At 62.9% G+C, this 19,610-nt stretch carries 19 protein-coding genes; 1 reads left to right on the top strand and 18 read right to left on the bottom strand.

The genetic code is table 11. The features are described 5' to 3' along the window. Positions 1–3 precede the first annotated feature (3 nt). The 6 genes from AAG821_RS17235 to AAG821_RS17210 form a co-directional block, all read right to left on the bottom strand. A complete protein-coding gene (locus tag AAG821_RS17235) occupies positions 4–1,455 on the bottom strand; it encodes an aldehyde dehydrogenase (protein WP_341911096.1) in 1,452 nt (483 codons plus the stop codon). Positions 1,456–1,482: 27 nt separating this feature from the next. Then, a complete protein-coding gene (locus tag AAG821_RS17230; RefSeq protein ID WP_341911094.1) occupies positions 1,483–2,205 on the bottom strand; it encodes an ABC transporter ATP-binding protein in 723 nt (240 codons plus the stop codon). Then, the gene (locus AAG821_RS17225; RefSeq protein ID WP_341911092.1) at positions 2,198–2,932 is read right to left on the bottom strand and encodes an ABC transporter ATP-binding protein; all 735 of its coding nucleotides are present in this window, start codon (positions 2,930–2,932) and stop codon (positions 2,198–2,200) included. The genes AAG821_RS17230 and AAG821_RS17225 overlap by 8 nt, the downstream gene beginning before the upstream one ends. Beyond that, the gene (locus tag AAG821_RS17220) at positions 2,929–3,858 is read right to left on the bottom strand and encodes a branched-chain amino acid ABC transporter permease (protein WP_341911090.1); all 930 of its coding nucleotides are present in this window, start codon (positions 3,856–3,858) and stop codon (positions 2,929–2,931) included. Before AAG821_RS17220 ends, AAG821_RS17225 begins: the two co-directional genes overlap by 4 nt. After that, positions 3,855–4,727: a branched-chain amino acid ABC transporter permease gene (locus tag AAG821_RS17215; RefSeq protein WP_341911088.1), complete on the bottom strand. Its 873-nt coding sequence runs from the start codon at positions 4,725–4,727 to the stop codon at positions 3,855–3,857. Before AAG821_RS17215 ends, AAG821_RS17220 begins: the two co-directional genes overlap by 4 nt. 76 nt (positions 4,728–4,803) lie before the next feature. Continuing rightward, positions 4,804–6,024 carry an amino acid ABC transporter substrate-binding protein gene (locus AAG821_RS17210; protein ID WP_341911086.1) on the bottom strand — a complete coding sequence of 407 codons (1,221 nt, stop codon included), beginning with the start codon at positions 6,022–6,024 and terminating at the stop codon, positions 4,804–4,806. A gap of 274 nt (positions 6,025–6,298) precedes the next feature. Between AAG821_RS17210 and AAG821_RS17205 the strand changes: the two genes are divergently transcribed. Beyond that, on the top strand, positions 6,299–7,294 hold the full coding sequence (locus tag AAG821_RS17205; RefSeq protein ID WP_341911084.1) for a helix-turn-helix domain-containing protein: 996 nt from the start codon (positions 6,299–6,301) through the stop codon (positions 7,292–7,294). On the opposite strand, the gene AAG821_RS17200 is transcribed toward AAG821_RS17205, so the two are convergent. The 12 genes from AAG821_RS17200 to AAG821_RS17145 are packed head-to-tail and all read right to left on the bottom strand — an operon-like array spanning position 7,261 to position 19,584. Continuing rightward, positions 7,261–7,848: a DUF4440 domain-containing protein gene (locus AAG821_RS17200; RefSeq protein WP_341911082.1), complete on the bottom strand. Its 588-nt coding sequence runs from the start codon at positions 7,846–7,848 to the stop codon at positions 7,261–7,263. The genes AAG821_RS17205 and AAG821_RS17200 overlap by 34 nt on opposite strands. A gap of 1 nt (position 7,849) precedes the next feature. Continuing rightward, complete coding sequence (locus AAG821_RS17195) at positions 7,850–9,256, bottom strand: FAD-dependent oxidoreductase (RefSeq protein WP_341911080.1); 1,407 nt, start codon at positions 9,254–9,256, stop codon at positions 7,850–7,852. Continuing rightward, positions 9,253–9,864, bottom strand: a complete 612-nt coding sequence (locus AAG821_RS17190; RefSeq protein WP_341911078.1) for an isochorismatase family cysteine hydrolase — start codon at positions 9,862–9,864, stop codon at positions 9,253–9,255. The genes AAG821_RS17195 and AAG821_RS17190 overlap by 4 nt, the downstream gene beginning before the upstream one ends. Next, the gene (locus AAG821_RS17185) at positions 9,861–11,936 is read right to left on the bottom strand and encodes a hydantoinase/oxoprolinase family protein (RefSeq protein ID WP_341916358.1); all 2,076 of its coding nucleotides are present in this window, start codon (positions 11,934–11,936) and stop codon (positions 9,861–9,863) included. The genes AAG821_RS17190 and AAG821_RS17185 overlap by 4 nt, the downstream gene beginning before the upstream one ends. Then, entirely contained in the window at positions 11,933–13,618 is a 1,686-nt protein-coding gene (locus tag AAG821_RS17180; protein WP_341911074.1) for a hydantoinase B/oxoprolinase family protein, read from the bottom strand. Before AAG821_RS17180 ends, AAG821_RS17185 begins: the two co-directional genes overlap by 4 nt. Continuing rightward, positions 13,615–14,496, bottom strand: coding sequence for an isocitrate lyase/PEP mutase family protein (locus AAG821_RS17175; RefSeq protein WP_341911072.1), 882 nt, complete (start codon positions 14,494–14,496; stop codon positions 13,615–13,617). Before AAG821_RS17175 ends, AAG821_RS17180 begins: the two co-directional genes overlap by 4 nt. After that, positions 14,493–15,011: a 3-isopropylmalate dehydratase gene (locus AAG821_RS17170; protein ID WP_341911070.1), complete on the bottom strand. Its 519-nt coding sequence runs from the start codon at positions 15,009–15,011 to the stop codon at positions 14,493–14,495. Before AAG821_RS17170 ends, AAG821_RS17175 begins: the two co-directional genes overlap by 4 nt. Next, positions 15,008–16,285: a 3-isopropylmalate dehydratase large subunit gene (locus AAG821_RS17165; protein WP_341911068.1), complete on the bottom strand. Its 1,278-nt coding sequence runs from the start codon at positions 16,283–16,285 to the stop codon at positions 15,008–15,010. The genes AAG821_RS17170 and AAG821_RS17165 overlap by 4 nt, the downstream gene beginning before the upstream one ends. 2 nt (positions 16,286–16,287) lie before the next feature. Continuing rightward, a complete protein-coding gene (locus AAG821_RS17160) occupies positions 16,288–16,989 on the bottom strand; it encodes an ABC transporter ATP-binding protein (protein WP_341911066.1) in 702 nt (233 codons plus the stop codon). Continuing rightward, positions 16,982–17,734, bottom strand: coding sequence for an ABC transporter ATP-binding protein (locus AAG821_RS17155; RefSeq protein WP_341911065.1), 753 nt, complete (start codon positions 17,732–17,734; stop codon positions 16,982–16,984). Before AAG821_RS17155 ends, AAG821_RS17160 begins: the two co-directional genes overlap by 8 nt. Further along, entirely contained in the window at positions 17,727–18,707 is a 981-nt protein-coding gene (locus tag AAG821_RS17150; RefSeq protein WP_341911063.1) for a branched-chain amino acid ABC transporter permease, read from the bottom strand. The genes AAG821_RS17155 and AAG821_RS17150 overlap by 8 nt, the downstream gene beginning before the upstream one ends. 4 nt (positions 18,708–18,711) lie before the next feature. Next, on the bottom strand, positions 18,712–19,584 hold the full coding sequence (locus tag AAG821_RS17145) for a branched-chain amino acid ABC transporter permease (RefSeq protein ID WP_341911061.1): 873 nt from the start codon (positions 19,582–19,584) through the stop codon (positions 18,712–18,714). Positions 19,585–19,610 lie beyond the last annotated feature (26 nt).

The raw sequence follows: 19,610 nt of genomic DNA, 5'->3' as shown, positions 1-19,610 counted from the left end.
GCCTCAGATCGGGAAACGGCCGGGCTGCGTCTCGATGGTGATCCAGCGCAGCTCGGTGAATTGATCCATGCCGGCCTTGCCACCAAAACGGCCATACCCGGACGCCTTGGTGCCACCGAAGGGCATCTGCGCTTCGTCATGCACGGTCGGGCCATTCACATGGCAGATCCCGCTGTCGATACGTCGCGCCACATCCATGGCGCGGGCGATGTTGCGGCTGAACACTGCCGCCGAAAGCCCGTACTCCGTATCGTTGGCGATCCGCACGGCATCATCGGTATCCTGTGCGCGCACCACACAGACCACGGGACCAAACGATTCTTCGTAATAAATGCTCATGTCTGGCGTGACATGATCGAGCACGGTGGCATCCATGATGGCACCCTCGGCGCGGCCGCCCGCTACCAGCTTGGCGCCTTTTGAGGTCGCATCCTTGATCAAGCCCTGCACCTTCTGCACGGCTTCCTTGCTGACCACGGCGCCCAACGGCGTATTACCCTTATGTGGGTCGCCGGCCACCAGCGTGTTGGCCTTGGCGGCGAATTTGCCGACGAATTCGTCGGCCACCTTGCGGTCGACCACCAGGCGCTCGGTCGACATGCAGATCTGGCCCTGGTTCATGAAGGCGCCAAAGGCAGCGGCCTTCACGGCCTCGTCCAGATCGGCATCATCCAGCACCAGCATCGGCGCCTTGCCACCCAGTTCCAGCAGCACCGGCTTGAGATAACGGCCTGCGGTCTCCGCGATGATCCGCCCCACCTTGGTCGAGCCGGTGAAATTGATCCGCCGCACCGCCGGATGGGCAATCAATGCCTCCACAACGGCGGCAGCATCGGCCGGGGCATTGGTGACAACATTGACTACGCCGGCAGGAAGCCCCGCCTCGAGGAGGCATTCAGCGATCAGACGATGGGTGCCAGGGCAGAGCTCAGACGCCTTCAGCACCACGGTATTGCCGCAGGCCAGCGGCATCGCCAATGCGCGGGTACCCAGGATCACCGGCGCATTCCAGGGCGCGATACCCAGGATCACGCCAACCGGCTGGCGCACCGCCATGGCAATGCAGCCCGGCTTGTCGGACGGGATCACCTCGCCGCCAATCTGGGTGGTCATGGCAGCAGCCTCACGCAGCATGCCCGCTGCCAGATGTACGTTGAAACCTGCCCAGCCAGCCGTGGCGCCAATCTCGGCCGCCATGCGGGCGATGAAATCGGGGGTCCGTGCCGCCATCGCATCGGCCGCCTTGTTGAGCAGGGCACGCCGCTCGTTGGGGCCCATTGCCGACCAGGCGGGGAAAGCCTTGGCCGCCGCATCAGCCGCGGCGCGGGCGTCGGAGACATCCGCGGCAGCAGCCTTGCTGGCGACGCTGTCGTTCAGCGGATTGCGGCGCTCGAAGGTACGGCCTCCGGCCGCCGGGATGGTCTTGCCGTCAATCAGCAGGTCGATGTTGAACATGCTGTGCTCTCCATTTTTCAAGTGAAATCAGACAGCCGAATGGGCGACACCAAGATAGGCGCGCTGTACGGCGGGATCGTTCTGCAGTGAAGATGCTGAGCCCTGCCCAACGATGCGACCGTTTTCCAGCAGATAGCCGCGGTCGGCGATGGCGAGGCTGCGCTTGGCATTCTGTTCCACCAGCAGCACGCCGATGCCGGCCTGGCGGATACGGGTCAGTGCGCCGAACAGTTCGCCGCACATCAGCGGCGACAGGCCGAGCGACGGTTCATCCAGCAGCAGAATATCGGGCGCTGACATCAGGGCGCGGCCGATGGCGACCATCTGCTGCTCGCCGCCGCTCATGGTGCGGGCCGCCTGGGTCATGCGTTCGCCCAGACGCGGGAACAGCGTCAATACGCGATTGAGATTCTCTGCCTCACCGGCGCGGGCGCGCCGGGCATAGGCCCCGAGCATCAGGTTTTCGCGCACCGTCAGCTCGCCGAAAATGCCGCGACCCTCAGGCACCAGGGCCAGGCCAGCCTCGACGATGCTATGGGCACGCAGCCTAGTCAGGTCAGTGCCATTCAGCATGACCCGGGCACCGCCCGTTGCCAGCTGGATACCGCCAACCGTCTTGAGCAGCGAGGTCTTGCCACTGCCGTTGGCACCCAGGATGACGACAATCTCGGACTGCGCGACAGTCAGAGACACATCGTCAACCGCGCGATGCTTGCCATAGGAAACCGAGAGATTGGCGATCTCAAGCATCGCTGTCTCCCAGATAAGCGCGGATCACCTCAGGATCGGCCAACACGCTTGTTGGCGTTCCTTCAGCGATACGCCGGCCGGCATTCATCACCACACAGCGATCGCAGAGCGAGCGGATCGCATCCATCACATGCTCGACCATCAGGATGGCGATGCCATCGCTGCGCAAAGAGCGCACCAGCTCTATGCCTTGCAGCAGTTCCGTCGGATTGAGGCCGGCCAGCCATTCATCCAGCAGCAGCAGTTGCGGCCGGAGCGCGAGGGCTCGGGCCAACTCCAGCCGCTTCTGGTCGATATAGGTCAGCTCGGTGGTCATCACGGCGCTGCGGCCCGTAAGGCCGACGCGGTCCAGCAGGGCATCGGCATTGGCCTCGGCGCCAGAGCCCCATTCATTTCGGGTGCCGAAGGCAAGCCCGGCCAGTACGTTTTCGCGACAGGTCATCGACCCCAGGACGCGTACCAGCTGGAATGTGCGGGCAACACCCAGGCGTGCGATACGGAATGGTGCCAGGCCCTGGATCAGGCCGCCGCGCAGGGCAACCGTACCGCCGTCAGGTTTCAGCGCGCCGGAGATCAGGTTGAGTGCGGTGGTCTTGCCGGAGCCGTTCGGTCCCAACAGGCCGACAATCTCACCATTCCGGACTATAAGCTCCAGGTCATCAACGGCAACCAGGCCGCCGAAACGACGGGTCAGGCCTTTTACAGCCAGCAGGGGCGTTGCGTTCATGGCTGCGCCCCTTTCCGCCGCGAGAATAGTTTTTCCGCCAGACCAGCGATGCCATTCGGGATGGCATAGACGATCAGCATGAAGGCAATACCGATCAGAATGCTGAAGTGATTGGGGAAGTTGGCGAGCAGGAATTCGAACAGCAGGGTCAGCGGCACGACGCCGAGGACCGGGCCGTAGAGCCGATGCACACCGCCCAGCAACGCCATGATCAGAACCTGGAAGGACGTGACCGGGTTGAAGGCGATAGCGGGATCGATATAGCTCCAGCGTGGCGCCATCACGGCGCCGCAGAGTGTCATGAAGGCGGCACTGAGTATGAACAGAGCAACCTTCGCCGCCGTCACATTGATGCCGACATGGCGCGCGACGGTCTCGTCATCACCGATCACCCGCAAGGCGAGACCAAGCCGTGAGCGCCGGATCAGGAGGCCCGTGACAAAGACAAGAACAACAAGGCCGAGCAGTTGCCAGTAAATCTGGTCTGTCGTGATATCGACAAAGACATACCGGCCCAATGTGCGGGTCTTGTTGACCTCAAACCAGGTGACCAACTGGCGTACCAGTTCGGCCAGGCCGAAGGTGAAGATGACGAAATAGACGCCAGAGAGCCGCAGGGTGGCCAGACCGACAATCAAAGCAACGGCAGTGCCGATACCAAGTGCAATCAGCAGGACAAGCGGCCAGGCCAGTACTTCACCTAGCACGGCCACCGTATAGACACCGATGCCGAAGAAGGCGACGGTGGCAAGCGAGACGTAGCGCGTCGGGCCAGAGAACAGCGCCCAGGCCGTGGCCAGCACTGTGTAGTTCAGCAGGCTGATGGCAAGCGACAGGCGGTAGCCATCAGCCACCAGCGGCACACAGGCCAGCACCGCAATTAAAGCCAGGGCCACGATAATCTTTACAGGCAAGGGCAGCATCATCGCCCGCTCCTGCCGAACAGCCCCTGTGGACGTACCAACAGGATGATCAGGAAGATCGTGTAGGTGGCCGCCAGCGTCAGACCCGGGTCAATCCAGGTCGCCACGAAGGTTTCGGTCAGGCCAAGGATCAGGCCGGCGACCAATGCCCCCAGCATGTTTCCGACACCGCCCATGATGACAATGATCAGCGCCTTCATGGTGAAAACCACACCGATATTGGCATTGAAGGTGAGGAACATCGAGACCAGCACGCCGCCCGAGGCCACCAGGGCGCCGCCCAGGGCAAAGGCAATGGCCGCAGCCGCGCGCACATCAATGGCGACCAGCTGGGCCGCAACCGGGTCGACGGCGACGGCACGCAGGGCCGTGCCGGCACGGGTGCGGGTCAGGCCCAGATAAAGCGCCAGACCGATCACAGCCGCAAAAGCGAGCGCCAGCAGACGGTTTGCGGCGATGGTGACGCCGAAAACATTCACCGGAATGGCAAGGAAGGAATAGCTGTAATAGGCGCCGCCAAACAGCACCAGCATGATGCCCTGCACGACGAACAGCAGGCCGAAGGTGGCCAGGATACTATCCACCTCAAGCGCATCGCGGGTCTTCGCCCGCTGCACCAGCGGCAGCAGCAGAATGCGATAGATCAGCCAGCTCACCAGCAGGGCCGCCGGCACGATCAGCACCAGCCCCAGCAAGGGGCTGAGGCCGGCTGCCGTAAACAGCCAGAACACGGCAAAAGCGGCGGCGACCAGAATTTCGCCGTAGGACAGATTCATGATGCGCGCCACGCCATACTGGAGCGTCAACCCCATGGCGACCAGCGCATACATGCCGCCGAGCGTAATGCCCGTCAGCAGGGCTTCGACAAACATATCAACTTGACCTTCAGAACCGAAAATGCGGGCGCGACGACAACAGGGATAGCCGCCGCGCCCGTCCCACCACCTTTTACTTCCAGGCCGGCTTCGGGATCACCATGTCCTTCATGTTCGCACCAGCCGGCGCGACACCGGTGAACATGCCGTTCTGCCACTGACCGATATAGGCGTAGGTGCCCTTCGGCGGCATGTTGTCAACCAACTTGATCTTGCCCAGCACGGTATCGAAAGTGCCGGTCTGCAGCTCCTTGATGATCGCCGCGCGGTCGATCTTGCCGACGCGCTCAACCGCCTGCTCCAGCATCTGCAGCGAGACGTAGCCGAGCTGGCTGCCCCAGTAATCCGGGTCGCGGCTGTGCATGGCAACGTGCCGCTTGCGGTATTCCACCGTGCCGGCGTTGTTTGGATCCCAACCACCAAGCGACATGATGCCCTCGGCATTGGCGCCGAAGCGCTGCGGGAACAACGGGAAGCCCGTGCCCACGCCGGTGAACATCACCTTCGGCGCAAAGCTTGCCACCTTGGACTGATCATTGATCGCCACGGTATCCGGCGGATAGCTGAAGGCGATGAAGGTGTCGGCGCCGGACCGCTGGGCCTCGCTGATCAGGGGTGACATGTCCTGGGTGCCGATCGGATAGCTCTTGTCCATCGCCAGCTTGAAGCCGGCCTTGGTCAGGCCATCGCGCGCAGCCTTCGACAGATCGATACCAAAGCCGTCGGCCACGCTGATCATGGCAACGGTGCCATTGATCTTGCCGGCCTTCTGCTGCTTGGACAGCAGATCGACCAGCGCATCGATATACTGCACGCTGGTGCCGAGGAACCAGAAGCTGTTCGGCCAGCGCTTGACCAAAGCCGGTGCCTGATCGGTCACGGCGCTGAAGGTCAGCTGCGGATAACCGTATTTGTTGAAAACCGGACCGACAGCCAGGTTGAGGCCGGTGCCCCAGGGCGGCAACAGCAGGTCGACCTTGTCCTGGGTGATCAGGCGTTCGACCGCACGCACTGCTTCTTCGGAATTCGAACGATCGTCGTATTCGATCACTTCGACCGGCACGCGTTTGCCGCCGATCATCAGGCCGCCCTTGTCGTTCAGCTCTTTGACCCAAAGCTGGTAATTCGGGATCTGCGTGATGTTCGCGCCGCCGGCATTGGGGCCGGTCTTGGAAATGGCGTAGCCGATCTTGATCTTATCCTGAGCCAGCGCCTGATTTGAGGCCACCAGCGACAGTGTGCCGGCGAAGCCGACAGCCAGCGCGGCCGCCAGTATGCGGAATCTGCGTGTCATTGTTTCTCTCCCTATCGGCCGGGGTCATGACCGCCGGCAGTGTTGTGAACGTAGCCACTGCCACGACCGGCTTCTTGCCCGAGAGGGAACCCCGACTTATCCCAGAGTGAACATCATTCCGCATACGCATGCTATTTTGCAGCGCAAAAAGTGCCTGTATTGCAACGCAATCATGCAAATCCATAGGCACAAAAACGATGCCGCTTTCCGCTTAACCTGGCCTGGGTTCGCAGCTAGACTGGAATAGTTGGGAGCCCAACGAAGGGGAGGATAAGTGAGCGCGATTGCGGTGGTCTCCACCTCGCAAGTGGCGCCGGCCGAGCGGCTGGCCCTGTGGGGTGATTTCGTCGGGCGCCATATCGGCCATCTGCAGTCCGACACCTATGGCGACAGCCGTTTCGATGGCCGGCTGGAACTCGGCGATATCGGCGGCCTCAAGCTGTGCCGCATCATCGCCAGCCGCCATCGCGTGGTGCGCACGCCAAATCAGATTCTCAATGACGATCGCGGCTATGTGAAAATCGTCGCCCAGATCGAAGGCGCCGGCCGATTCGAACAGAATGGCCGCAAGCTGGTGCTGACGCCCGGCGAATGGAGCATGTATGACACCACGCGCACCTACATCGTTTCCAACCCCGAGCCGATCAACCAGCTCGCCGTTTTGCTGCCGCGCGACCGCCTGACCCGGCTGGGTCTCAATCTGGATGATACGGCGGTGCACCGCTTTTCCGGCCGCCACGGCGTCGGCCGGCTGGTATTCGACCTGCTGTCATCGGCTTTCGCCGAACTGCCGGCGCTGGCCGGCCCACACGGCGGTGCCGAATTTGCCGATACTATCGCCAATCTGGTCCGCCTGGCTGTGCTGGACCAGATGGGTATTCAGACCGATGCGGCCATGCGCGAGACCACGCGCGACCGGGTCAAAGCCTTCATTATGGCCAATCTGCAGGATCCGATGCTGTCGCTGGATCGCATCGCCATGGCTGTCGGCTGCTCCAAGCGGAACCTGCACAAGCTGTTCGCGCTCGAAGACGAGACGCTGAACAGCCATATCTGGAATTGCCGCCTGGACCGCATCCGCCAGGATCTGGCCAATCCGGCCCTGCTGCAGCAGTCGATCACCGACATCGCCTTTGCCTGGGGCTTCAACTCATCGACGCATTTCAGCCGCAGCTTCCGTGAACGCTATGGCGTGGCGCCCCGCGCCTATCGCAGCATGGTGCACAAGGATGGGGCTTATTGGGGCGTTGCCAATACGGCACCGGTCTGAGCGCGTATTTCCGCCAAATCGTTCCAGACCTGCTGGTCCAGCAGCTTGCCGCCACCAACCGTGAACCGATCGATGAAGCGGATGCCGCTGAAGGCCCGTCCGTCGGGCCATTCGCCTTCCAGCATGCCATGGCAATAGACCGTCGCGGTTTCCATGCCCGGCACGGTATCGAAGCCTGAATAGACCTTGGCGACGCGGCGATAGCGCGGCGCCGCCCAGGCAATCAGCTCCGCAATTTGCGTGAAGCGAACGCCGCCTGGAAACACCATCGAAAATCCTTCCGCCAGGAAGTCCCGCGCCGCAGCCAGATCGCGGCGCTCCATCGCCCCGAGAAATTCGCGCACGATGCGCTCCGGCGCTGGCGGCGGTGCCTTCGGGAATTTCGGCTGGTTGCCACGGCGGTAGCTGGTCTGCTTCACCTCTTCGATGAAGGTGGTGATACCGTCTGGGACCGCCTCCAGCACGGTGCGGGTCACCTGGCTGTAGCCTTCCAGCAATCGTCCGCGCACCTCATCGTCATAGCCTTCGATCAGCGTGACGCGGATAACCGGCATATCAGCCTCCCTGTTTCACCAGTGCTGCAGCACTACGGCCGGCCTTGGCGCCCAGCACGGTCGCGGCCAACAGACCATTGCCCGACAGATAGCCATCGCGGCCACGACCCGAAATGCCGCAGGCGGCGCCGCCACCGGCAAAGAGATTGCGCATCGGTTTGCCGTCCTGTCGCAGAACGCGGGCCTCGGTATCCACTGTCAGGCCGCCCTGGGTATGGAACAGGGCGCCAGTCACCTTCACCGCATAGAAGGGCGCTGTCAGCGCCGGCTTGCCGGTGAAGTCGCGGCCGAAGCGGTCTTGCCCCTGCCCCGCCACCAGCGCGGTGGCTTCTGCAAGGGTTGCAGCCAGCGTATCCGCCGGCAGACCGCAGAGGCCCGCCAGTGCCTGAATACTGTCGGCGGTTTTCACGGCCCCGCCATTCACAGCCTCGCGATAGTCCTCGAAATCGAGGCCGAGCTTGTGCAGGCGCTCGTCGTAGATATTCCAAGCCACACCACCGGGCTGCGCAATCACGCGCATTGCCTGTTCGGAATAGCCATCATGTTCGCAGGAAAACCGCTGGCCCTCAGCATTGACCTGGAAGCCGCCTTCCATCATCAGGGCCCAAGTGATCAGGATGGCATGCGGCATCGCCACCGAGCCATGGCCCTGATAGGCACCAAGATTCTTCACACCTGCCCCCAACGCTTCACCCCAGACCAGCGCATCACCGCGGTTTCCGGTATGGCCGTAATACTGCGCGCCCGTAAGTTCAGGGATGTAGCGGCTGACCAGATCGGCATTGCCGCCGAAGCCAGAGCAGGCCAGCACCAAGGCCTCACAGCCGATCTGCTCACTCGAGCCATCGGGGCGATTGAGCAATACGCCGCGCAAGCGGCCCTCGGCATCGGCATACAGCGTGGTGACCGTGGCATCGCAGACGATATCGATACCGGCGGCATTGGCTGCTGCCAGCAGCCCAGCCACCAGATCGGCGCCGCTCCGCGAGGCCGGCGCATGCATGCGCGGCTTGCTGTGGCCAGGATACAGGAAGCCTTCAACCAGTGTCAGCGGCACATGATGTTTCTGCACCAGCCAGTCGACCGTGGGGCCGGAGGCTGCACAGATCGCCTCGACCATGACCGGATCGTTCTCGCCATGGGCTTTGGCCTGCACATCGGCGGCCATGATCTGCGGCGTATCCTCGACACCGCGGGCCGCCTGCAGTGCCGTACCGGCAGCGGGAATCATGCCCGATGACATGGCGGTCGAGCCGCTGGGCGACGGATCCCGCTCCAGAACCAGCACATCGGCCCCGGCATCGCGCGCGGCCAGCGCTGCCGTCAGGCCACAGGCGCCGGCCCCGATCACCAGCACCGGCACACTGAGCGGGAAGTCGATCCCGGCGGACGGCAGGACCCGGGTCATGCGGCGCGGATCAGGCTGGCCGCTTCGGCACAGGTCAGCTTCGGCGCCACGGTGCCGAGCGAGGCGATGCTGGCGTCATGGGCCTCCTTCGAGAAGGCCGCACAACCATCGGTCAGCAGCATCGGATGGAAATCGCGCACATGCGCATCACGGAGCGTGCTGGCAACGCCACCATTGGTGACAATACCGCCGATCAGCAGGGTCTCGACCCCCAGCTTGCGCAACACAAACTCAAGCCGGCTCATGTAGAAAGCCGAATAAGCCACCTTCTCGACCACGAAATCCGCCGGCGCCAGATCATCGATCAGGCTGTGGCCCCAGCCACCGGGCTGGAAGTCGCCCTTGCGCAGGAAGGGCCGCAACTGCTTCAGATGCGGACTGATCAGCGGCTCGCCGCCACGGCCGGGAATCAGCGTGAACTGCGTCGAGATGATCCAGCCGCCTTTCGCACGCATGGCATCGACCACCGCCTTCATATTGGCGATCAGGGTCGCAGCCCCCGGCAGGGTCGCCTTGCCACGGGCATAGGCGCCATCGGCGTGCAGAAAATCATTCTGAAGATCGACGATCAGCAGCGCGGTATATTTGAGATCAAGTGTCGCGGTCATGCAGCTTTCCGGCGAACGATCAGGTTACCGAATTTGTCGACCTCGCCCTGCAGGTCGGGTTCGATCAGGATGGTGGTATCCGACTGTTCCAGGATCGCCGGCCCTGGCACCACGGCGCCGAGCGGCAGCTCCAGCCGGCGATAAATGCCAGCCTCATGCCAGGCCCCATCGAGCCAGACCTTGCGCGTGGTACGCTTGGCCGCCTCGACACTGCCGCCCTCCGGTGGGGCCAGCAGGGCGAGGTCGAATTTCTTGCGTCGACCGATGGCTGCCACACGCAGATTGAGTACGCGGATGCCGATCTTGTCCAGCACACGGCCAAAGGTGGCGGCATAGGCGGTTTCAAAAGCCGCCTTGATGCCATCATGCGACAGCCTGATCTTGCCGCTGGCAAAATCGCCCTCCAGCGGCACGGCAACCGTATGCGTCTGGCCGAGATAGGACATATCGAGTTCGACACTGGTTGCGCGGCCCTCAAAGGCGATGCCGGCCTGATCGAGCAGTCGCGTTCCCTCGCCTGCCGCCGCGGCGATGGCGCCATCGAGCATGGCGGTATCCAACTCTTCCAGCGTGCGATTGACCGTGCGAACAAAATCATGTCGCATGTCGGCGATCACGCAGCCGAGCGCCGAGGTCACGCCGGGGAAGCGCGGCACCAGCGCGGATGCCAGGCCCACTTCCTTGATCAGGGCACCAACATGCAAAGCGCCGCCGCCGCCAAAGGGCATGGCAGCGAAGTCGCGCGGATTGTGCCCGCGTTCAATCGAGACCAGCCGGATCGCGCCGGCCATGCGGGAATTCGCCACCTTGATGATGGCTTCCGCTGCTGCCATAACATCCAGGCCAAGCGGTTCAGCAATATGCTTGGCGATGGCAGCCTTGGCGGCTTCGACATCAAGCCGTTTCAGCTTGCCGCCGATCGGACGTTCGGCATCGATACGGCCCATCACCACATTGGCATCGGTCACGGTCGGCCGATCATTGCCCAGGCCATAGGCCACCGGGCCCGGATCAGAACCGGCACTTTCCGGCCCAATCTGCAGGATACCGCCGCGATCGATCCAGGCAATCGAGCCGCCGCCGGCGCCGATCGTGGTGATCTCGATCATCGGCGCGCGCACCACCATGCCGAAATCGATGGCGGTCTGCGCACTCATCGCCGGCTCGCCATCGGCAATCAGCGAAACGTCAAAGCTGGTGCCACCCATGTCGCAGGTCACGACATTGGGATAGCCGGCTGCCACGGCAATATGCTGACAGGCGATCACGCCGGCCGCGGGGCCGGACAGCGCCGTGCGCACCGGGCGATTGGCCGCACTGTCGATGCTCATCACGCCGCCATTGGACTGCACGATCAGCAATTGCCCGCCAAATCCGTCGCCGCGCAGGCGATCTTCCAGCTTGCGCAGATAGCTGCCCACCGGCGGCTGCAGATAGGCATTCAAGGCGGCTGTCGAGGTGCGCTCGAATTCACGGATTTCCGGCAGGATATCGGAGGATGCCGTCACATAGGCATTGGGCCAGACCTGCTTAAGCGCTGCGAGTGCAACACGTTCGTTCTCGGGGTTGGCGTAGGCATTCACAAAGACGATGGCAACGGATTCCGCCCCCAGTGCCAGCAGCGCCTGTGCTGCTTTTTTCACCTCTTCCGGATCGACTGCCTGGCGGATGCTGCCATCGGCCAGCACGCGTTCGCCCACTTCCAGGCGCAGGTCGCGCGGCACCACGGGCATGAACTGGCCCCAGAGGCCCCAGGTGGACGGCCGATCACGCCGACGCATTTCCAGCACATCGCGGAAGCCGCGGGTGGTGATGATGCCGGTGCGGGCCCCCTTGCGTTCCAACAGGGCATTGGTGCCTACCGTGGTGCCATGCACCACCGTGGCAATCTGCTTCGGCTCGGTCTTCGATCGCAGGCCTTCGATAAAACCGGTGGCCTGGTCGCCACGTGTGGACGGTACCTTGGCGATATCGATCCGACCGTTTGCCTCATCGAGGAAAAACACATCCGTAAAGGTGCCGCCGACATCGACGCCAACCGCGAAGCGCGGGATTGTGGTCTGGTCAGTCATTCCGCGGCCTCCTTGGCTTTCCGGCCGTAATCACGGGTCGCACCCTCTTCAGTAATGTAACCGAGCCGTAGGTCTTCATTGATCCGTTCGGCTGTGCGTTCAGCCGCCGGGCCATAGCCGCCGCCGCCAGGCGTCTCCAGCCGGATGCGGTCGCCTTTTTTCAGTGTGACATCATGGAGCTTGGACACCATCGGCGGCTCCACGCCCTTGCCATCCTTCGGATAGACAAAACGGTTGCGCAGGGCAGGCTTACCGCCCAACACACCGGGCGGGGCATATTTGCCGCGCTCGCCAAACAGGAAGAGGTCCGCCTCTTCTTCCAGCAGTTCGATTTCGTAGACGGCACCAAGGCCGCCACGATTGCGTCCCGCGCCGCCGCTGTCCGGCCGCAGGCTCCATTCGGTGAACATCACCGGATAGGCAGCTTCGAGAATCTCCAGCGGCGGGATCGTCGCCATCGAAATCGGTGCATTGCCGTGATTGAGCCCATCGCCCTGCGGGTGGCCGCCATGGCCGCCACCGAAGAAGCTGAACATCACCCAGCGCCGGCCATCCTTGCGATGCCCCGCCAGCGACAGCGCATTGATCGTGCCATAGGCGCAGCCATTGACCCGGTCGGGCGCGATCTGGGCAAAAGCCGAAAAGATCACGTCGATAATGCGCAAGATCGTCTCGGTATAGCCGCCCACCGGCTTGGGGGCTCGCACGCTGATCAGGCTGGTTTCCGGAATGATGAATTTCACCGGCTCCAGCACGCCCGAATTGGCCGGCACGTCGGGGAAGATATGCTTGATCGCCACATAGCAAGCGGCAATGGCCGTGGAGCGCGCGATGTTCACCGGACCGGCACAGGCCGGCGAAGTGCGCGAGAAATCCAGCGTCAGGCTTTCGCCTTCGATCACAACCTCTAGGCCGATCCGCAAGGCCACATCGCGGATACCGTCATTGTCGAGGAAGTCTTCCGCCGCATAGCGTCCGTCGGGCAGATCGCGCAGCAGGCTGCGGAACTGCAGCGCCGCGCGCTTCTTCAGCTCCACCAGAGCCGCCTCCACCGTGCCGTCGCCATATTCATCCAGCAGGGCATGCAGCCGCTTTGCACCGAGATCGAGCGCATTGACCTGGCCATTCAGGTCGCCATAGAGGCTGTCGGGCAGGCGGGTATTGGCCCGCAGGATATCCACCACATCCTGGCGCAACGCACCGGCGGTGTAGAGCTTCACCGGCGGGATCACCATGCCTTCCTGGAAACACTCGGTGGCAACCGGGTTGTAGTTGCCCGGGACATTGCCGCCGACATCATGCCAATGGCCAACGGATGCCAGATAGCAGAACACCTTGCCGTCGCGGAAAAACGGCCGCACCAGCTTGAAGTCGCTTAAATGCGTGCCGCCATCATAGGGATCATTGAAGATATAGACATCGCCATCGGCCAGGTTGCCGTCGCGCGCCGCCTTGTCGATCACGGCCTTCACGGCAAAGGCCATGGCACCAACGAAGATCGGCAGGCCCGACTTGCCCTGCACCAGGGTTTCGCCGGTCGTGGCATGATAGAGGCCGTGGCTGGCGTCATGTGCCTCGGCGATGATCGGGTTGAAGGCGGAACGGAACAGCGTGGCGTCCATCTCGTCGGCAACCTGTTCGAGCCGGCCCTTCAGCACGGCAAGGGTGATGGGATCAATCATGCCTGGTCCTCGAAATGGGCAGCATCGTAGCTACGGCCTCGCTTCAGCAGTTCCGGCGTGCCGATCAGTGCGTTCAGCGCATTGAAATCCAGCATGCGGTCGCGGAAAGGCGTGGTGGTGCCGTGCTGCTGCAGGGAAGCGAAATAGGCGGTCATGCAATGCGCCAGCGCCCGGGTCAGGCCGCCCGGGAAGATGGCAATGCGGTAACCGATCTCTTTCAGCTCTGATGCCGACAGGATCGGCGTCTTACCGCCTTCGACCATATTGGCGAGCAGCGGCACACGATTGCCGAAACGGCTGGTGATGCTGCGCATCTCGTCCACACTCTGCGGCGCCTCGATGAACAGGATATCGCAACCGGCTTCCATGTAACGGCTCGCACGCTCCATGGCGGCGGCGAAGCCTTCAACCGCAATCGCATCGGTGCGCGCAACAATCAGCGTGTCATCCGACTGGCGGGCATCCAGTGCCGCCTTGATCTTGCCGACCATTTCGCCCGCCGAAACCAGGGTCTTGCCATCCAGATGCCCGCAGCGCTTCGGCGTCGCCTGATCTTCCAGCTGGATGGCCGCGGCGCCATTGCGCTCGAACAGCTTGACCGTGCGCTGCACGTTCAGTGCATTGCCAAAACCGGTATCGGCATCGACGATGATCGGATTCTCGACCCGTTCGCAGATCGCACCCAGCGTATCAGCCACCTCGGTCATCGAGACCAGGCCGATATCGGAACGACCGAAGCGGGTATAGGCGATGCTGGCGCCGGAGAGATACAGCGCTTCAAACCCGGCCTGGGCGGCAATCAGCGCGCTCAGGCCATCATAAATTCCAGGCGCCACGACGATATCGCCGTTTTGCAGACGTTCGCGCAACAGGCTCATGCGCGCGCCTCCTTTTTATGGGATGTACTCAGTTTCTTTTCCAGATGGGGCAGTAGGCCGCCATCGTCGATCATCTGCAGCAGATGCGGCGGGATCCCGTCGCAGGCATAAACCGCAGCCGTCTTCGCATCCTGCGCCTGCGCGGCGGCGGCATCGACCACAAGCTCCGCATCGGCGGGAATCGCCCCGGCCTGCGGACAGACCAGCGCCAGCAGACCGAGATTCAGGGCATTGCGATAGAAGATGCCGGCAAAGCTGGGCGCCAGAACCGCACCCACGCCAAGTTCGCGCAGGGCCATCACCGCCTGCTCGCGTGATGAGCCCATGCCGAAATTGCGCCCGCCAACCACGATATCGCCGGGTTTCACCTCTTTGGCGAAGCGCGGCTCGACCGCCTCCAGGCAATGCCGCGCCAGTTCGGCCAGTGAGCCCTTCATATACAGGCCCGGCGCGAGCACATCGGTGTCGATGTTGTCGCCGAATTTCCAGACCCGGCCCTTGATCAGCGCGCTCATGCCAGGAACTCCCGCGGATCGGTAATGACGCCGGCCACGGCTGCCGCCGCCACGGTATAGGGCGAACCGAGATAGACTTTGGAAGATCCCGCACCCATGCGGCCTTTGAAATTGCGCGCCGTGGAAGCGATGCAGATTTCGTTCTCGGCCAGCACACCCGCGCCATAGCCAGCGCAGGCGCCGCAGCCGGACGACAGCAGGATAGCGCCGGCTTCGGTCAGGGTGGCAAGCGTTCCGTCTGCCGCAGCTTCAGCAGTGGTGCGTGTCGAGGCTGGCGCGATCAGCAGCCGCGTGCCCGATGCCACCTTGCGGCCTTTCAGCACGGCTGCCGCCATGCGCAGGTCATTGATCTTGGCGCCGGTGCAGGCGCCGATATAGGCCTGATCGACAACGACCTTGCCATGATCGGAGACCGGCGCGCTGTTGGAGGGGCTGTGCGGCGCCGCCACCATGGGCGACAGTGTCGCCGCGTCGAAATCATGCTGCTCGGCCACAGCGGCACCGGCATCCGCCTGCCAGGCATCGATCTCGATCTCTGCTGCCGGCACGCCAGCCTGCAGCAGATAGTCGCGCGTCACCGCATCCGGTGCAATCAGGCCGGCCTGGGCGCCCAGTTCAGCAGCCATGTTGCTGAGCGTCATGCGTTCCTGCATCGCCAACCCACCAATGGTGTCCCCGGCATACTGGATCGCCTGATATTGCCCGCCATCCATGCCGAGCCTGGCACACATGGCGAGGATCATGTCCTTGGCCACAACGCCCTTGCCAAGCTTGCCGTACCACTGCAGCAGAATGGTTTGCGGCACGCGCAGCCAGATTTCTCCAGTGACCAGCACACCGCACATCTCGGTGGCTCCGACTCCGAACATGTAGGTACCGAAGGCACCGCCGGTGGGCGAGTGACTGTCGCCGCCGACCACGAACATGCCGGGCTTCAGATGGCCGCGCTCGGGCAGCACCACATGACAGATACCCTGCATGTCGTGGAACCGGCTGACGCCCGCCGCCTTCACCCATTTGCGCGTAAGATCGAGAATCCCTGCACTTTCGGCGTCGACCGCAGGGACATAGTGATCCGAGATCACCACCACCTTGTCCGGATCCCAGATTTTTGCCTGCAACCGTTCCAGCATCGGGGCCACGCGCCGGGGTCCGCCGGAATCATGCATCATGGCGAGATCGACTTTCGCCGTGATGACCTCACCCGGTCGCACGCTGGCGACGCCGGCAGCGCGCGCCACCAGCTTCTCAGCCAATGTCATGGGATGCGCCATGGTCAAATCCCCAGATACGAGGCTTTGAGCCCCGGATCATTGATCAGATCGGCGGCCGGGCCGCTGAGCGCGATGCGGCCATGCTCGAGCACGAAAGCGCGATGGGCAATGGCCAGTGACTGCACGACATTCTGCTCAACCAGTAGAATCGACAGGCCTTCGGCATTCAACCTGCCGATCAGGGTGAACATCTCTTCCACCAGCAGCGGCGAGAGGCCGAGTGAAGGTTCGTCCAGGATCAGCAGTTCCGGCTCGGCCATCAGACCCCGACCAATCGCCAGCATCTGCTGCTCACCGCCTGACAGCGTGCCGGCAAACTGGCTGATGCGTTCCTTCAGGCGCGGGAAGACAGCGTAAACGCGCTCGATATTGGTGGCGCGATTGCTGCGGCCGCGACGATAACTGCCGAGTTCGAGATTTTCCTGCACACTGAGATTCGGGAACACCCGACGGCCTTCGGGAACCTGGATTAGGCCCGCGGCGACAATACGATCGGAAGCAACGCCCGCAATATCTGCGCCCATGAAGCGGATACGGCCGGCCTTGGGACGATACAGGCCGGACAAATTGTTGTTCAGCGTCGATTTCCCGACGCCATTGGCGCCGAGCAACGCGACGATTTCGCCCTTCCCGACATCAAGATCGATTCCACGGAGCACATCGACTTCGCCATACCCGGCATGCAGACTGCTCACCTCAAGCATGGTGAACCTCCTGCTTTTGTGCCGCCATACGAGCGGCGGCACCATGGCCGAGATAGGCTTCGATCACCTGCGGATCGGCGGCGATCTGTGCCGGCGTGCCGCTGGCGATCAGGCTGCCGTTGTTCAGCACCCAGGCATGGTCAGACAGGTTCATCACCGCACGCATCACATGCTCGATCAGCAGGATCGTGACCCCGCCGTCGCGGATGCCGCGGATCACCGGAATGATCTCATCGATTTCGGACGGGTTAAGACCGGCCATCACTTCATCCAGCAGGATCAGTTTCGGATCGGTGGCCAGCGCCTTGGCCAGTTCCAGCCGCTTGCGGCCGGCAATGGTGAGCGCTGCCGCCGGCTTGTCGAGCTGGCTGCCGAGCCCCACACGCTGGGCCACCAGTTCGGCGTGAGCCAGGGCCTCGCGGCGTCCGGCGCGGTGCAGATGCGCGCCGACAGCAATATTTTCGCGCACATTCAGGCCGGCAAAGGGCTGCACGATCTGGAAGGTGCGGGTGACGCCAAGCAGGCAGATGCGCTCCGGTGCAAGGCCGATCAGCGACTGGCCGGCAAAGGTTATCTCGCCGCCATCGGGCTGATGAAAGCCGGAAATCTGGGCGAAGATCGTGGTCTTGCCGGCACCGTTCGGACCGATCAGCGCCGAGATGCTGCCGGCTGCGACCGTGAAGCTGACATCGTTGGTGGCAACCAGGCCACCAAAGCGCTTGCTGAGATTCCGGACCTCAAGCATGGGCGCCCCGCTTGAACAGACGACGCAGGACATTTTTGCCGAAGCTGACCTTGCCAAGGCCGAACAGGCCGTTCGGCAGGAACAATACCATGACGATCAGCAGGAGGCCGTAAAGCACCAGATTGAGGCCCGGTGCCTCGCCGAAGGCCATGCGGCCGATCTCGGCAATGGCATGCAAGGCAAAGGCGCCCAGCACGGGACCGAAGATGGTGCCCAGGCCACCGATGATCGGCACCAGCAGGGCCTCGACCGACATGCCGGGCCCAAAGGCGATATTGGGATCGATATAGAGGAACAGCTGCACATAGATCGCGCCCGCAGAGCCGGCGATGGCGCCTGAGGCCACGATGGCAGCCAGCTTGGTGGAAAACGGATCGACACCCAGTGCCCGCGCCGCATCCTCGTTCTCGCGCACCGCCATCAGCCGGGCGCCAAAGCGGGAATTCTCCAGCCGCCAAGTGAACAGCAGCGCGAGCATGACCAGGACGAGCAGCAGCCAGAAGAAGCCCGCCTTGCCGGCGAATTGCATTTGCGCGATCCCCGGCTGCAGCGGCACCAGCAGGCCGACACCGGCGCCCGTGAAGGCAAAGGTATTGGCGAGAATGCGAAACACCTCGGCGAAGGCGAGCGTCACGAGTGCGAAATACGAGCCCCGCAGGCCATAGCGGAAAACCAGCCAGCCGGTGCCCGCCCCCACTGCGCCCGCGGCGACGGCGGCCAGCGCAAAACCAGCCCAGGCATTGAAGCCGAGGTGAATCTGCAGCACCGCCGTACAATAGGCACCGGTGCCGAAGAACAGCGCATGGCCAAAGCTGAACTGCCCGCCATAGCCGCCGAGCAGGTTCCAGGCCTGGCCGAGATAGGCATAGAACAGCGCAAGCGTGAGCCAGGTGATCCAGAAATCCGATTTCACCAGCAGCGGCAGCGGCAGCAGGACAAGTGTAAAGAGGAAAATAGCAGCAAGATTGCGCATCGGATCAGGCCCTCTGGCCCAGCAGGCCGGTGGGCCGGAACAGCAGCACGATGATGAAGATCAGGAAAATGCCGAGCTGCCCCAGGCTTTCACCGAGGAACAGGCCACCCAGGCTCTCGGTGACACCGATGATTAGGCCGCCAACCAATGCGCCGACAAAACTGCCCATGCCACCCAGCACCACCACCGTGAAGGCGACCAGCACAAAAGCATGGCCGACCTGCGGGCTGACGTAGAAACTCGGCAGCAGCAGGCAGGCGGCAACGCCGAGGCAGGCACAGCCGATGCCAAATGACATGGCAAAGATATGATCGACATTGATGCCGATCAGCCGCGCGCCCTGCCGCTCCTTGGCCAGGGCGCGGATAGCGCGCCCGAGGTCTGTGCGGGCCATCAGCAGCCACAGCAGGGCCGCCACCACCAATGCGCCAACAAAGGCCACGGCCTTGGGGACCGGGATGAAGGCTATGCCGAAATCCAGCACCTCGAATGAATATGGCGTCTCGATCGTGCGGGTATCCGAGCGCCAGAGATACAGCGCCAGATTCTCGATCACCACCGAAAGACCCAGCGTCACCAGCAGGATATTCTCATCCTTGCCATGACTGGCGCGGCCAATGACAAACCGCTGCAGGCCATACCCGACCGCAAACAGCGCGATGGCGGCAACCGGCAGCGCCAGATAGGGATCGATGCCAAAGGCTGAATGCAGGAAAAACACGCCATAGAGCGCCAGCATCAGCAGGCTGCCATGGGCGAAATTGATGATATGCAGCACGCCATAGATCAGGGTCAGGCCCAGCGCGATCAGGGCATAGATCGCACCAATGGTCAGGCCGTTCAGGATCGCCGGCAACAGAATCGAAATCTCAAGCATCGCAACTCACGCTAAGGCGTGGCGGA

It is taken from the genome of Ferrovibrio terrae (genome assembly GCF_943372915.1).
GTDB classification, from domain to species: Bacteria; Pseudomonadota; Alphaproteobacteria; order Ferrovibrionales; family Ferrovibrionaceae; genus Ferrovibrio; species Ferrovibrio terrae_A.
This window is presented reverse-complemented; position numbering and strand designations above follow the sequence as displayed.